This is a genomic window from Pseudomonas sp. 50_B, from assembly GCF_017491625.1.
GTDB lineage: Bacteria > Pseudomonadota > Gammaproteobacteria > Pseudomonadales > Pseudomonadaceae > Aquipseudomonas > Aquipseudomonas danubii.
The window spans coordinates 136,647-150,116 of sequence record NZ_JAFGYX010000016.1; the positions used below are offsets into that span (position 1 = coordinate 136,647).

Below are 13,470 nucleotides of genomic sequence, written 5' to 3' on the forward strand. Positions count from 1 at the left end.
TGCGTTCTACACACAGAAAGCCGAGGCAGGTCAGGAGGACGGCAGAGCGGCTGGGCCGAGGCGAAGCGGAGGTTGGCGCGAGCGAGCTGCGAAACCGCGAACCGAGAGCGAGGATGGTGCTAGTGAAGGTTTTCATCGACGGTACCTGTTGTTTTTGTGGGTCGGTCCGCACGCCTCTCATGGTTTGCTTGAGGGCATGCGACCTAGCGAGTCGGCAACCTGAAAATGACTTTATTGGAAAATAATTTCTATATCAACTCATTTTAGAATTTTATTCCAAACCAGTTAAAGCCTTGAAAATCCTGGCCCGTGGCCAATGTGCGCCCAAGCCCGGTGGGGTCGCGCCCGGGGAAAACCCGGGCGGCGGTTCAGCGGCGCCCAACCGCAGGCGCCCCCGCAAATCCCCCAGGCGGGCCCGGTACAAGGTCAGTCGTAGAAGCCCGGACGCTCAGGCAGCTCAACCTTGACGATCTGGCCGCTGCCCTGCGCTTCGATGCAGGCATCGGCCGCCACGGCGGCGGCAAAACCGTCCCAGGCCGAGGGCCCGCCTACCTGGCCGGCGCGCACGCCGTCGATAAAGGCCTGCAACTCCACGTCATAGGCGGCGATAAAACGCTCCTTCCAATCCATCAGGATGGCGTTGGACAGCTTGGCTTGGCTGCGCAATTGCACCTGGGACGGCTCCGGCAATCTGGCGATACCGCTCTCCCCCACCACTTCGCACTGGATGTCGTAGCCGTACTGGCAGTTGACGAACACCTCGACGTCGATCCGCGTGCCACGGGCGGTTTCCAGCAGCACGATCTGCGGGTCGCGCAAGTGGGCCAGGGCCTTGCTGGTCTTGCGCGGGAACACCACCTGCACCGACACATAGTCGTCGGCCAGCAGCCAGCGCAGCACGTCCAGTTCGTGGATCAGGGTGTCGGTGATGGCCATGTCGGTCTTGTAGTTCTCCCCCACCCGCGGGTTGCGGTGGGCGCAGTGCAGCATCAGCGGCTCGCCGATCTGGCCGCTGTCAATCACCGCCTTCAAGGCCTGGTAACCGGCATCGTAGGGGCGCATGAAGCCCACCTGCACCAGGCGCTTGCCGTGGGCGATTTCAGCCTCGACGATGCGCCGGCAACCGGCGGCGGTCACCGCCAGGGGCTTTTCACAGAACACCGGCTTGCCCGCGGCAATCGCCGCCAGCACGAACTCCTCGTGGCTCGGGCCCCAGGAGGTCACTAGCACCGCCTCGACGTCCGCCGCCTTGATCAGCGCGTGGCCGTCCGGGTAGACCTCGGCGCTGAGCTTGAGGTCGCTGACCACCTTGGCCGCCGACGCCAGGTTGATGTCGGTGACCGCCACCACCTGGCTGCCCAGCAGGGTCTGGCTGCAACGACGGATGTGATCCTGGCCGATGGCCCCGGTCCCGATAACGCCAAGTTTCAAAGACATGCAGATACTCCTGTTGTTGTTCGTTGCAGAGCAATCAGTACTGCCGGGCCTGGGCCAGGCGTTCATTAAGGGTCTTGGCCGCCGCATCGGTGCGCTCGCTGGTGGACACCTGGGCCACGCCCACCCGCCACCAGGACAGGTAGCTGTGGATCATGGTCTTGGGCAGGACCTTGATGTCGATCAGGGTCGATACCGTCTGGGTCCGGGCATCGGCCAGGGCCGCCAGCAGTTGCTCCTCAGTGCTGACCTTGTAGGTCTTGCAGCCGTAGGCGGCGGCGCTCATGGCGAAGTCCACCGGCACAAAGCCGCCGTCGAGCTTGCCGCTCTGCGGGTTGCGGTAGCGGAACTCGGTACCGAAGCTGTCCATGCCGTGGCCCATCTGCAGGTTGTTGATGCAGCCGAAGGTCATGTTGTCCAGCAGCACCACGTTGATCTTGCGCCGCTCCTGGATCGAGGTGACCAGCTCCGAGTGCAGCATCAGGTAGGAGCCGTCGCCCACCAGGGCGTACACCTCGCGATCCGGCTCGGCGAGCTTGACCCCCAGCGCCGCGTTGACCTCGTAGCCCATGCACGAATAGCCGTATTCCACGTGATAGGTATTGACCCCCTTGCTGCGCCAGCTGCGCTGCAGGTCGCCGGGCAGGCTGCCGGCGGCGGCAACGATGATGCCGTCCTCGGGCAAGGCCTGGTTGAGCAGCCCGAGCACCCGGCTCTGGGTCAGGCAGGAGCCGGTCAGCTCGATGAATTCGCGCAGCACCGCCGGGTCCAGGTGGTCATTGATTTCCGGGACAAAACCGTCGTCCTGGTATTGCACCTGATACACCCGGTCCACCTCGGCTTCCAACTGCGCCTTGGCCTCGCCGATCTGCCCGTCCCAAGCCGCCCGATAGCCGCTGCGGCCCAGGGTTTCGCTCAGGGCCTGCAAGCCGGCGCGGGCATCGGCCAGTAGCTGCACACCCTCCATCTTGAGGCTGTCGCCAGGGCAGACATTGAGGTTGAGGAACGCCACCTCCGGGTGCTGGAACAGCCATTTCGACGAGGTGGTGAAATCGCTGTAGCGGGTGCCGATGCCGATGATCAGGTCGGCTTCCCTGGCCAGCAGGTTGGCCGCCAGGCAGCCGGTCTCGCCGATCCCGCCGACGTTCAGCGGGTGCTCGGACACCACCGCGCTCTTGCCCGCCTGGGTTTCGGCAAAAGGAATGCCGAAGCGTTCGGCAAAGGCCTGCAACGCCCGATTGGCCCCGGAATACTTGACCCCGCCGCCGCAGATGATCAGCGGCTTGCGCTTGCCCTCGAACAGCGCCAGGGCATCGCCGAGCATGGCTTCGGTGGCCGGGCGGCGGTCGATGCGATGCACGCGCTTGGCGAGGAAGGAGTCCGGGTAATCGTAGGCTTCGCCCTGCACGTCCTGGGGCAGCGCCAGGGTCACGGCGCCGGTCTGCGCCGGGTCGGTGAGCACGCGCATGGCGTGGAGCGCCGCGCTCATCAGTTGCTCGGGGCGGTTGATGCGGTCCCAGTATTGGCTCACGGCCTTGAAGGCATCGTTGGTGCTGATGCTCAGGTCATGGAACTGTTCGATCTGTTGCAGCACCGGGTCCGGCTGGCGGCTGGCGTAGACGTCCCCTGGCAACAGCAGCAAGGGAATCCGGTTGGCGCTGGCGGTGGCCGCCGCGGTCAGCATGTTGGCCGCGCCGGGGCCCACCGAGGAGCTGCAGGCGTAGATCTTGCGCCGCAGGTGCTGCTTGGCGAAACCGATGGCGGCGTGGGCCATGCCCTGCTCGTTGCGGCCCTGGTGCACCACCAGGTCGCCACTGTCCTGCTCCAGGGCCTGGCCCAGGCCGAGCACGTTGCCGTGGCCGAAAATGGTGAAGACCCCGGCGATGAACTTGCTCTGGACCCCATCCACCTCGACGTATTGGTTATCGAGGAATTTCACCAGGGCCTGGGCCATGGTCAAGCGTGTCGTACTCATGGTTTGCACCTTCATCTTGTTATGTCGCCCTGGGGGAGCCGGCTTGCCAGCGCCCACAAGGAAATGACCTCAGGCCAGGGCTTGCCGCAAGTGGGCAATGCTCGCCGCCAGCGCCTGCTGGATATCCGCCCGCCCGTGCACGCTCTCGGCAAACGGCTCGAACGACAGGTAGCCGCTGTAGCCACGGCTGCGCAAGGTGTCGATCTGCGCCGCATTGCCGAGGATGTCCGCCTCGCCGACCAGTACCCGATGGCCGTCGCGAATGCTGCCAAGCGGCGCCTGGCGGTCCTCGACCCCGGAGATGTGCACCAGCCCGGTCAGCTCGGGAAACAACTCATGCTCGCCGGCCAAGTGGTGGTGGAAGGTGTCGTGCACCAGGCGCAACACATCCAGGCCGCCAGTGGCACGGATCGCCTCCACTGCCGTGCGCTTGTGGCGCAGCGCGCATTCCTCAAAGCCCAGGGGCTCGATCAACCCCAGCAGGCCGTGCTCCCGCAGGATCGGCGCCAGTTCGCTCAGGGCCGTGCGCAACGCGCTGCTGCGCTGGGCCTCAGTGCGCGGATCGGCAGGGTCATTGAGCGGGCACAGCACCAGCCCCTCGGCGCCGCAGGCACGGGCATAGGCGGCCAGTTTCAGGGCCTGCTGGCGACGCTCGTCGTTCCACACATCGAAGGGGTACAGGGCGTTGATCGACAACACCTTGATGCCCTGGGCCGCGCACAATTCGCGGACCCGCTGCGGCGGCGTGCCGTCCTCGATTTCCACGCCCGCAAGGTCATTGCGCAGCTCAATGGCATCGACCTTCAGCGTCAGCGCCAGGTCGATGAACTCCAACAGTGACAAACCCGGTGCAACCATACGATTCAGGGCGAAACGCAGGGGCTGGCTCATTCTTCTTGTGCTCCCAAATCCATCCCGTCGAGACAGCTACTTGGCCGTCGGCATGCTGAATTCCGGGCCCTTGGCGATGCTGTCGGGCCAGCGCTGCATCACGCTCTTGTAGCGGCTGTAGAAGCGCACGCCTTCCTCGCCGTAGGCATGGTGGTCGCCGAACAGCGAACGCTTCCAGCCGCCGAAGGAATGCCAGGCCATGGGCACCGGAATTGGCACGTTGATGCCCACCATGCCCACCTTGATACTGCGGGCAAAGGCCCGGGCCACGCCGCCGTCGCGGGTGAAGCAGGACACGCCATTGCCGAATTCATGGGCGTTGATCAGCGCCACCGCGCTGGCAAAGTCGGGCACCCGCACAATGCCCAGCACCGGCCCGAAGATTTCCTGCTGGTAGATGCTCATCTGGGTAGTGACGTGATCGAACAGGGTGGCGCCGACAAAGAAGCCCTGCTCCGCCCCCGGCACCTTGAAGCCGCGTCCGTCCACCAGCAGCTGTGCGCCCTGGGCCACGCCCTGGTCGATGAAACCTTCAACCCGGGCCTTGTGCTCGGCGGTCACCAGCGGCCCCATGTCGCTGTCGCCCTGCAAGCCGTTGCCGACCTTGAGCTGGTCGATGCGCGGCAGCAGCTTGGCGATCAATTCGTCGGCCACCTCGCCCACCGCCACGGCGATGGAGATGGCCATGCAGCGCTCGCCGGCCGAGCCGTAGGCCGCACCGATCAGTGCATCGGCGGCCTGGTCCAGGTCGGCGTCGGGCATCACGATCATGTGGTTCTTGGCCCCACCCAGAGCCTGCACGCGTTTGCCTCGGGCGCTGGCCTGCTGGTGGATATACTCGGCAATCGGCGTCGAACCGACAAAGGAAATCGCCTCGATGTCCGGGTGCTGGAGCAAGCCGTCCACCGCGCTCTTGTCGCCCTGGACCACGTTGAACACCCCTTCGGGCAACCCGGCTTCGGTCAACAGGCGCGCCAGCAGCAGGCTAGCGGACGGGTCGCGCTCGGACGGCTTGAGGATGAAGCAGTTCCCGGTGATCAGGGCGATGGGGATCATCCACAGCGGCACCATCACCGGGAAGTTGAACGGCGTGACCCCGGCGCACACGCCCAGGGGCTGGCGTAGGTTCCAGTTGTCGATGCCGCCACCGATGTTGTCGCTGAAATCGGTTTTCAACAGGTTCGGCGCGCCACAGGCGTATTCGACGATCTCGATGCCACGGGTCACCTCGCCCATGGCGTCGGACAGCACCTTGCCGTGCTCGCGGGTGATGATCTGCGCCAGTTCCTGGTGGTGCCGGTCCAGCAGTTCCTTGAACTTGAACATCACCCGCGCACGGCGCAGGGAAGACTGTTCGGACCAGGCAGGAAAAGCCCGCAGCGCCGCGGCCACGGCCTCGTCCACGGTCTTCTGGCTGGCCAGGGCGACGCGGGCCTGGACCGCACCCGTGGCCGGGTTGAACACCTGGCTGAAACGCTCGCCGGCGTCCTGCACCTGGCCACCGATGTAATGACCTATTACCGGGGTGTCGCTCATTGTTCTTGTTCTCCGTAAAGGGTTGCCGTCTGAGTTCGGCGCTTCAGAGATCCAGCAGCCAACTGTGCTGTGGGTCGTTATGGAACTGCCAGACGCGCTTGGGCCCGGCCATGACGTTCAGGTAATAGGACTCGTAGCCGTAAGGCACGCTGACCGGGTGATAGCCCTTGGGCACCACCACCAGGTCGCTGTTTTCCACGGCCATGGCCTGGTCGATGCTGCGGTCGTCGGTGTAGACCCGCTGGAAGACGAAGCCCTGGGGCGGGTTGACCTGGTGGTAATAGGTCTCTTCCAGAAAGCTCTGGTGCGGCAGGTCGTCGGTGTCGTGCTTGTGCGGCGGGTAGCTGGAGGAATGCCCGGACGGCGTGCGCACCTCCACCACCAGCAGGGAATGGGCCGGCTCGCTGTCGGGCAGGATGTCGCAGACATAACGAGTATTGGCGCCCTTGCCGCGCACGCTGCGCTTGCACTGCTCCGGGCGGATCAGCCGCGGGCCGAGGCCAGCGGCGGCATCACCCGGGGCGGCGCACACAGCGATCTGCACCTCGCTCAGGGCGGTGACCTGGGCCTGGCTGCCCGGCGGCAGGTAGGCGGCAAAGGGCGATTTGTCTTCGAACACCGATTGCCGGTCGCCCAGGTTGTCCCACTGGAAGGCGCCCTGGGGCGCTTGGCCCTGCACATCGATGCGGCCGCTGAGCAGCACCAGGCACAGTTCCTGGTCGCCGGCGCTGAGCGGCAGGCTTTCCCCCAGGCTCAGGCGGTAGGCACTGAAGCCCACGTATTCCAGGGCGCCCTCTGGCAACTGGACCAGGGTCCGGCCCTTGGCCGCGCTTTTCACCAGCAGGTTCATTGGGCAGTACTCCTGCGTTGCACAGCGGCGTCCAGCAGGGCCCGCAAGGTGTCGTAACCTTTTTTCGCATAGACGTAGCTCGGTGCCACGGCCGGGTCCTGCTCGGCTTCCACCACCAGCCAGCCCTGGTAGCCCGCGTCCAGCAGCACATCGAGCAAGGCGGCAAAGTCGAGGTCGCCATCACCGGGCACGGTGAAGGTGCCGTTGACGATGCAGTCCGGGAAGCTCCACAGGTTGTTGCGCGCCAGCTGCACCACCGGCTTGCGTACATCCTTGAAATGCACGTGGCAGACGCGGCGGATGTGCTTGCGCAGCACCTCCAGGGGTTCGCCGCCGCCCATGTAGCAGTGGCCCGAATCGAACAGCAGGCCGACTTCCTCGCCGGTCAGGCTCATCAGTTTGTCGATGTCTGCCGGGGACTCGACGTAGGCGCCCATGTGATGGTGATAGGCCAGGCGCACACCCTGGGACAGGGTGAAGCGCGCCAGCTCCGTGAGCTTGTCGGCGTAATCCTGCCAGGCCTGTTCACTGTGGAAGCGCGGACGCTCGATCAGGCGCACCGGTGAACCCTGGATCGAGTCGGCCACCTCGCCGTAGACCAGCACCGAGGCGCCGTTGCGTTTCAGCAGTTCGACGTGGCTGGCAATGGCGTCGATTTCCTGCGCCACCGAACGCCGGGCCAGGCGGCTGGAGTACCAGCCCGAGACCAGCGCCAGGTCATAAGGGCGCAACACATCGCCCACACCCTTGGCGTCCTTGGGGAATTTGCCGTTGAGTTCAAAGCCTTGGTAACCGATGTCGCGGCCTTCGCTCAGGGCGGTGCTCAGGGGCGTTTCACCGCCCAGGGCCGGCAGGTCGTCGTTGCTCCAGGAGATCGGGTTGATGCCAATTCGGATAGCGGGCATGGCTGCACCTTTTGTTGTTATTCATGAAAGCGTGGAGAACGGCCTCGCACTCGTAGGAGCTGGCGTGCCAGCGAAGGCTCCGGCGAGCCTGGCACCAGGCTCAAGACCCTCTTCGCCGGCAAGCCGGCTGCTAACGTGAGCGGGCGCTGCGCCAGGCGTTGATCAGTTGTTCGAAGGTGCCCTGCACTTGCCGGATCAGGGTTTCGTCGTCGATCTCCCCCGCCAGCCACCCACGGCTCGGCTCCTGGAAAATCGTCCGGCCCACGGCAAAACCACGGCAGGTCTGGCTGTTGGCGGCTTGCCGGAAGCCCTCGGCCAGGCACTCGGCCGAGGCATTCAGGCCCAGCAGCACCACGCCACGACAGTACGGGTCACGCTCCTGGATCAGCTCGTCGAGCTTTTGCCACTCCTCGGCCGACTGCGCCTCGATCTTCCACCACGCCGGGTAGATACCCAGGTTGTACAGGCGCTTGAGGCTGCGGTAGAGCACTTCGGGATGGGCGCCGGGCAGGTCCTTGGGCGGGATGATTTCCAGCAGCAGCTCGTGGCCGCTGACCTGGGACGCCTGATACAGGCCGCGGATCTGTGCTTCCTGCTCCAGGCGCAGCAGGGGTTCATCGTCCGGGTGATATTGCACCAGGCACTTGATGATCTGCTCCTGGGGCCAGGCGATCAGGTTGCTGCCCACCGAGCGCCCATGCTCGAAGGCCAGCGGCCGCGAGCCCTGCACCTCCACCGGACGCGCCACCCACCAGCCGCGCCCGGTGGCGGCATTCAGCGCATCCTGGCCGAAGCGCTGGTCGGCCAGCAGGCCGACATCGGCCGCCACGCCCTGCTCGCGCAGCAGCTGCTCGACCCGCTCGACCGCCTGGATAAACAGCTGCTTGAGGACGCTGATGCGCGTCGGGTCCTGGCCGCCCTGTTGCGCCAGTTCCACCAGTTGCCCACGGTGATCGAAGGCAAAGACGAACAATTGCTTCCAGGCCTTGCGCGGCACGCTGACCTGATGCAGGCGCTGCAGGATCGGGTCCTGGTCGGGACGGGTAATGGGCACCGGGCTGCTGAACAGGTAGTCCAGTTCGGCGCGGGTCGGCATCGCCGGGGCACAAGCATGGCGCGACACCACCAGGCCGCCACAGGCGTTGGCCAACTGGCAGCAGCGCTCATCGCTGGCGTCTTCCAGCCAGCCACTGAGGAAGCCGGACATGAAGGCATCGCCGGCGCCCAGCACGTTGAGCACCTCCACCCGCACACCGGGATAGATCGCCCCGTCCTCTAGGCGCGGCGGAATCTCGCCGTGGATCACCGTGCACCCTTGCGGGCCGAGCTTGACCGCCAGGGTCGCGGCGCTCAAAGAGCGCACCGTGCGCAAGGCCGTCAGCAAGTCGTCGCTGCCACCGGCAATGAGGAATTCTTCTTCGGTGCCGACGATCAGGTCGAAACGCCCCAGGATGCTCTGCACATGCTGGCTGACCTGGTGATCGGCGACAAACCGGGTCTCACCGTCAGCCTTGCCCGCCAGGCCCCAGAGCACTGGCCGGTAGTCGATGTCCAGGACCCGCTTGACCCCGTGCTTTTGCGCGTAGTCCAGGGCCTGGAGGCTGGCCCGGTAGACGCCGTCGGTGGAGAAATGGGTGCCGGTGATCAGCAAGGCCTTGCTGGAGGCAATAAAGGCTTCGTCGATGTCTTCGGCGCGCAGCGCCATGTCCGCGCAGTTCTCGCGGTAGAACACCAGGGGGAAGGTTTCGCGGTCCTTGAGACCCAGCAGGACCATGGCGGTGAGGCGTTGCGGGTCGACCTGGATGGCACTGACGTCACAGCCTTCGCGTGCCAGGGACTCCACCAGGAAGCGCCCCATGTGATCGTCGCCGACCCGGCTCAACATCGCCGACTTGAGGCCCAGGCGCGCGGTGCCGAAGGCAATGTTCGCCGACGAGCCGCCGAGGTACTTGGCAAAACTGCTGACATCCTCCAGCCGCGCACCGACCTGCTGTGCATAGAGATCGACGCCCAGGCGTCCGAGGCAAATCAGATCCAATTGACGCCCACTGGCAAAACGAGTCTGGCCCATGCTGGCTCCTGTTATTTTTATCAGCCTGTGCTCGCCACCCTTGGCAGGCGCCGAACACTCTTGGTGGATGCAGACTAAAACGTCTCTCGGCGCCAATCAATATTTTTTCTATAAGTTTTTTACGTGGAATATTTTTTCCATTAAACTTGTTCTAGCCTGAGCCAGAGGTCATGCATCGTTTCAGCAAGGTGCCGGCCGGCATCAGCCCGAAGATTTTATGGGCCCCTACCCTGTAGACTGCCGGCTGCCCACCTATTGTCAGGGGACGGGGCCACAGGCCGTTCCCATAAGCACAAGCCAGAAGGATTTTCTATGTCCCGCACCGATCAGCCGGCCTTGTCCGAGAGCACGCCCGAGAGCGACCTCGTCAGCCCTCCGATCAATGCCGAACGCCTGCTGCAACTGATCACCGAGGAATACGAGAGCCTGCCGCGCCAGCTCAAGCGCATTGCCAGCTACATGAGCCAGCAGAGCGACCGGATCATGGTCGACCGCATCAGCGACATCGCGCGGGAATGCGAAGTGCATCCCTCGGCCATCGTGCGCTTCTCCCAGCGTTTCGGCTTCAGCGGCTTCAGTGAAATGCAGGCGCTGTTTCGCCAGGCCTACACCCACAAGGCCACGCCGGTACAGAACTACCAGCAGCGCATCCGCAGCATGATTGCCAACAAGTCGCAGAAGGCCAGCGGCGGTGACCTGGCTCGGGAATGCGTCAACGCCACCCTCTCGGGGATCGAGCGCCTGGGCCTGGAACTGGACGACACGGCCTTCGACAAGGCCGTGGACCTGGTGGTCAACGCCGACAACATCTACGTGGTCGGGGTGCGCCGCTCCTTCGCCGTGGCCGACTACCTGGTGTACAACCTGCAGCACACCAACAAGCGCATTCACCTGGTGTCGGGCCTGGGGGGCAGCTACCGCGAGCAGATGCGCAGCATCCGCCCCAACGACCTGGTGATCGCCATCAGCTTCACCCCCTATGGCAAAGAGACCCAGCACTGCCTGCGCATTGCCCAGCACAACCAGGCCCAGACCCTGATCATCACCGACAGCACCCTGTCGCCCCTGGCCAAGCGCGCCAACAGCGTGCTGCTGGTCAATGAAGGCAGCTCCTTCGCCTTCCGCTCACTGAGCGCCACCCTGTGCCTGTGCCAGGCACTGTTCATCGCCGTGGCCTACCGCCTGGAACTGAAGATGGACGAGATTCACGAACAGGCCGGCTTCGACGACTAGCCCGTCCGACAGGACGGGGCCTGCAGCGCCAGGCCCTTGCGCAGCAGTTCCTTGCGCAGGATCGGCCGGGCCAGGCAATGCACGCCGTCCAGGGCGCGGCACTCTAGCAGCCGCTCCAGTTTGTGGGCACTGCCCTGGCTGCCGGTCAGCAGGTAGCTTTTGCCCTCACTGAGGCTGATCAGGTTCAGCAGCCAGTCATCGCCCCACTGCCCCAGCACCTGCTCGATCAGGCTGCGCTGGCGCGCCAGCAGGTCCTCGCCATTCCACAGGGTCAGCTGGGCAAAGCGCCGCGGCAGGTTGCTGGACGCTTCGAGGACTTTCAAGTCCTTGAGCAGGGCCTGCGCCAGTTGCGCTTCGATCTGCTGCTGGCATTGCTGGAAATACTCGTCGGGCCACTGCGGCCCCAGGCCTGCATGGGCGGCCAGGGCAGCGTAGGCCTCGCGGTCCGCTGCGGTGCATCCCTGGTCGGTGAAGTTCAGGGTGTTGTCGAGAATCCCCGCCGCCAGCAGTTGCGCGCTGTCGCGGCTGATCCTGGGCAGCAGCCCGGAATCGCGCCAGCGCTCAAAAACCTGGGTGCAGGCGGCGCCGATCGGGCGGATATCCGCGTATTTGCCCAGGCGCTCGTCCCAGAAGGCCTCGAACCCGGGGTGATGGTCGATGACCTCGATCACCCGGGCGAGGTCCACCAGCGGGTCCAGGTGCAGGTGGTTGGAAATGTCCACCAGCACGAACTGATCGGCGCCCTCCGGGACGTGGCGGTCCAGGCCCTTGAGCTGCTGGCGGAAATGGGCCGGGATGCTCTCGTTCAGCGGTGCGCTGCTCAGGGCCCGGGCCGGGCGCCCGCTGAGGTTGAGCAGTTCGGCGTAGGCGATGCAACCGGCGTAGGCGTCGATATCCAGATAGGCCGCGCCGGCGGTGACAATGATCATGACGTCCGTGTAATCCACAAAGGCCGAAGGCCGGGGCGCCGAGGGTGCCCGAGCCACATGACAGGCAGATGACAGCCCAGGCTCAGCGCGCTTGCACTTGTTCTTGCTCTTGCCGCGCCGCGGCCACCAACAGCGCCGCCAGACGCCCACCGCTGAAGCGGATCTGCGCCAGGCTCAGGGCCGCGTAGCCGATGATCACCGCCGGCGCCCGGCGCACCTGCTGGCAATGTTCAATCACCCCTTGCAGCAGCAGGCCCTGCTCTGCCGCGCGCCGGCGAAAGCCCGCCTCGTCGCTACCCGGAGGCAACTCCAGGAGCAGATGCAGCCCGGCCTGCTGGCCACTGATGCGGTAACAGCCGGGCGCCTCCCGCGCGAGAATCGTCAGCAGCAGGTCGCGGCGCTCCTGATAAGCCTGACGCGCCGCCCGCAGGTTACGCAGAAAGGCGCCACTGGCGATGTAGTCGGCCAGGGCCAGCTGTTCGATCACCCCCACCGAGCGCCCGGTGTTCTGCAAGGTGGCCAGCAGCCTTGCACGCAGCGCCTCGGGCACCAGCATGAAGCCCACCCGCAAACCGGCGAACAGGGTCTTGTTGAAACTGCCGCAGTAGATCACCCGGTCGTCCCGGTCCAGCGACTTGAGGGCCGCCAGGGGCGCGCTCTGGTAGTTGAATTCGCTGTCGTAGTCGTCTTCCACCACCCAGGTGTCGCTGTGCCGGGCCCATTCCAGCAGCGCCAGACGCCGGGACACCGGCATGGTCATGCCCAGGGGCGCCTGATGGGCCGGGGTCACGTAGACCATGCGTGCATCGCGGTGGCCTTGCAGTTGCGCCACGTCGATGCCCTCCTCCTGCACCGGAATCGGCACCAGCCGCGCACCGGCCAGGGCAAACAGGCCCTGGGCCGAAAGGTAGCCGGGGTCTTCGATACAAACCTTGTCCCCTGCATTGAGCAGGCTGCGGGCCAGCAGGTCGAGGCCATGGCGGATGCCGGTGGTGATCATCACTTGCCCGGCATGGCAGGCGATGCCCCGGTGCTGCCCCAGGTACTCGGCGATCTGCTGGCGCAGCGCCGGCAGGCCGGCGGGGTCGGCATCGCACAGCGATTGCGCCGTGGCACTGCCCAGGGCTCGGGTCAGGGAACGGGTCCAGCGCTGCAGGGGAAACAGCGCCGGGTCGGCGAGTCGTGCCACAAAGGGCTGGCCGGCACGTACGCTCAGCGGCGGACACGAGGGCTCGTTGTCACGGCTGGCGGACGGTGCAACGCGTGCCGGCGCGCTCAGATACAGGTCCGGTACCACCGCGCAGACCCGGGTCCCGGAACCGCTGGCGCGACTCACATAGCCTTCGCTGCGCAGGCGGTCGAAGACCACTTCCAGGGTGCCCCGGGACAGGCCCCAGCGCTGGGCCAGGGTGCGGGTCGAAGGCAAGCGGCAGCCAGCAGGCAGGCGTTTTTCCAGGATCGCCTGGCGCAAGGCTGCGTAGGCGCTGTCCTGCTTGCCCAGGGTTTCATCCATGCGCTCCGGCAGGGGCAGGTCGAGGGGCACGGGGTGTTTTCCACGGCTCATAGTGGTCCAGTCGAATGGGCTCTAAACGGTGCTCGGCATTAAACCATAAAGACCTTAATTTCAGCGCCGTACCCACTTGCCC

Annotated in this window: 10 protein-coding genes; 1 reads left to right on the plus strand and 9 read right to left on the minus strand. The window is 65.4% G+C overall.

From position 1 onward, the window contains the following. Nucleotides 1-426: 426 nt before the first annotated feature. The 7 genes from J5M73_RS21920 to iolC all read right to left on the minus strand — a co-directional run bounded on the left by J5M73_RS21920 (nucleotide 427) and on the right by iolC (nucleotide 9,662). Entirely contained in the window at nucleotides 427-1,437 is a 1,011-nt protein-coding gene (locus J5M73_RS21920) for a Gfo/Idh/MocA family oxidoreductase (RefSeq protein ID WP_102864450.1), read from the minus strand. Nucleotides 1,438-1,471: 34 nt separating this feature from the next. Then, a complete protein-coding gene (gene iolD, locus J5M73_RS21925; RefSeq protein ID WP_102864593.1) occupies nucleotides 1,472-3,409 on the minus strand; it encodes a 3D-(3,5/4)-trihydroxycyclohexane-1,2-dione acylhydrolase (decyclizing) in 1,938 nt (645 codons plus the stop codon). Nucleotides 3,410-3,478: 69 nt separating this feature from the next. Further along, the gene (locus J5M73_RS21930; RefSeq protein ID WP_102864449.1) at nucleotides 3,479-4,300 is read right to left on the minus strand and encodes a TIM barrel protein; all 822 of its coding nucleotides are present in this window, start codon (nucleotides 4,298-4,300) and stop codon (nucleotides 3,479-3,481) included. Between the two features lie 36 nt (nucleotides 4,301-4,336). Next, nucleotides 4,337-5,836, minus strand: coding sequence for a CoA-acylating methylmalonate-semialdehyde dehydrogenase (locus J5M73_RS21935; RefSeq protein WP_102864448.1), 1,500 nt, complete (start codon nucleotides 5,834-5,836; stop codon nucleotides 4,337-4,339). 43 nt (nucleotides 5,837-5,879) lie between these two features. Continuing rightward, nucleotides 5,880-6,686, minus strand: a complete 807-nt coding sequence (iolB, locus tag J5M73_RS21940) for a 5-deoxy-glucuronate isomerase (protein WP_102864447.1) — start codon at nucleotides 6,684-6,686, stop codon at nucleotides 5,880-5,882. Beyond that, on the minus strand, nucleotides 6,683-7,591 hold the full coding sequence (gene iolE, locus J5M73_RS21945; RefSeq protein WP_102864446.1) for a myo-inosose-2 dehydratase: 909 nt from the start codon (nucleotides 7,589-7,591) through the stop codon (nucleotides 6,683-6,685). Before iolE ends, iolB begins: the two co-directional genes overlap by 4 nt. A gap of 130 nt (nucleotides 7,592-7,721) precedes the next feature. Further along, entirely contained in the window at nucleotides 7,722-9,662 is a 1,941-nt protein-coding gene (gene iolC / locus J5M73_RS21950; protein WP_102864445.1) for a 5-dehydro-2-deoxygluconokinase, read from the minus strand. 312 nt (nucleotides 9,663-9,974) lie between these two features. On the opposite strand from iolC, the gene J5M73_RS21955 reads away from it, so the two are divergent. Further along, a complete protein-coding gene (locus J5M73_RS21955; RefSeq protein WP_102864444.1) occupies nucleotides 9,975-10,895 on the plus strand; it encodes a MurR/RpiR family transcriptional regulator in 921 nt (306 codons plus the stop codon). Here J5M73_RS21955 and J5M73_RS21960 read toward each other — a convergent pair. Together J5M73_RS21960 and J5M73_RS21965 are read right to left on the minus strand one after the other, a co-directional pair. Next, nucleotides 10,892-11,824 carry a DHH family phosphoesterase gene (locus tag J5M73_RS21960; RefSeq protein WP_102864443.1) on the minus strand — a complete coding sequence of 311 codons (933 nt, stop codon included), beginning with the start codon at nucleotides 11,822-11,824 and terminating at the stop codon, nucleotides 10,892-10,894. The genes J5M73_RS21955 and J5M73_RS21960 overlap by 4 nt on opposite strands. An 82-nt stretch (nucleotides 11,825-11,906) precedes the next feature. Further along, on the minus strand, nucleotides 11,907-13,388 hold the full coding sequence (locus tag J5M73_RS21965; RefSeq protein ID WP_102864442.1) for a PLP-dependent aminotransferase family protein: 1,482 nt from the start codon (nucleotides 13,386-13,388) through the stop codon (nucleotides 11,907-11,909). Nucleotides 13,389-13,470: the final 82 nt, after the last annotated feature.

Excerpts from the sequence above, each read along its gene's own strand:
- iolB (WP_102864447.1), bottom strand. The coding sequence starts at position 6,686 with ATGAACCTGCTGGTGAAAAGCGCGGCCAAGGGCCGGACCCTGGTCCAG.
- iolD (WP_102864593.1), bottom strand. The coding sequence starts at position 3,409 with ATGAGTACGACACGCTTGACCATGGCCCAGGCCCTGGTGAAATTCCTC.
- J5M73_RS21935 (WP_102864448.1), bottom strand. The coding sequence starts at position 5,836 with ATGAGCGACACCCCGGTAATAGGTCATTACATCGGTGGCCAGGTGCAG.
- J5M73_RS21965 (WP_102864442.1), bottom strand. The coding sequence starts at position 13,388 with ATGAGCCGTGGAAAACACCCCGTGCCCCTCGACCTGCCCCTGCCGGAG.
- J5M73_RS21930 (WP_102864449.1), bottom strand. The coding sequence starts at position 4,300 with ATGAGCCAGCCCCTGCGTTTCGCCCTGAATCGTATGGTTGCACCGGGT.
- J5M73_RS21920 (WP_102864450.1), bottom strand. The coding sequence starts at position 1,437 with ATGTCTTTGAAACTTGGCGTTATCGGGACCGGGGCCATCGGCCAGGAT.
- iolC (WP_102864445.1), bottom strand. The coding sequence starts at position 9,662 with ATGGGCCAGACTCGTTTTGCCAGTGGGCGTCAATTGGATCTGATTTGC.
- iolE (WP_102864446.1), bottom strand. The coding sequence starts at position 7,591 with ATGCCCGCTATCCGAATTGGCATCAACCCGATCTCCTGGAGCAACGAC.
- J5M73_RS21955 (WP_102864444.1), top strand. The coding sequence starts at position 9,975 with ATGTCCCGCACCGATCAGCCGGCCTTGTCCGAGAGCACGCCCGAGAGC.
- J5M73_RS21960 (WP_102864443.1), bottom strand. The coding sequence starts at position 11,824 with ATGATCATTGTCACCGCCGGCGCGGCCTATCTGGATATCGACGCCTAC.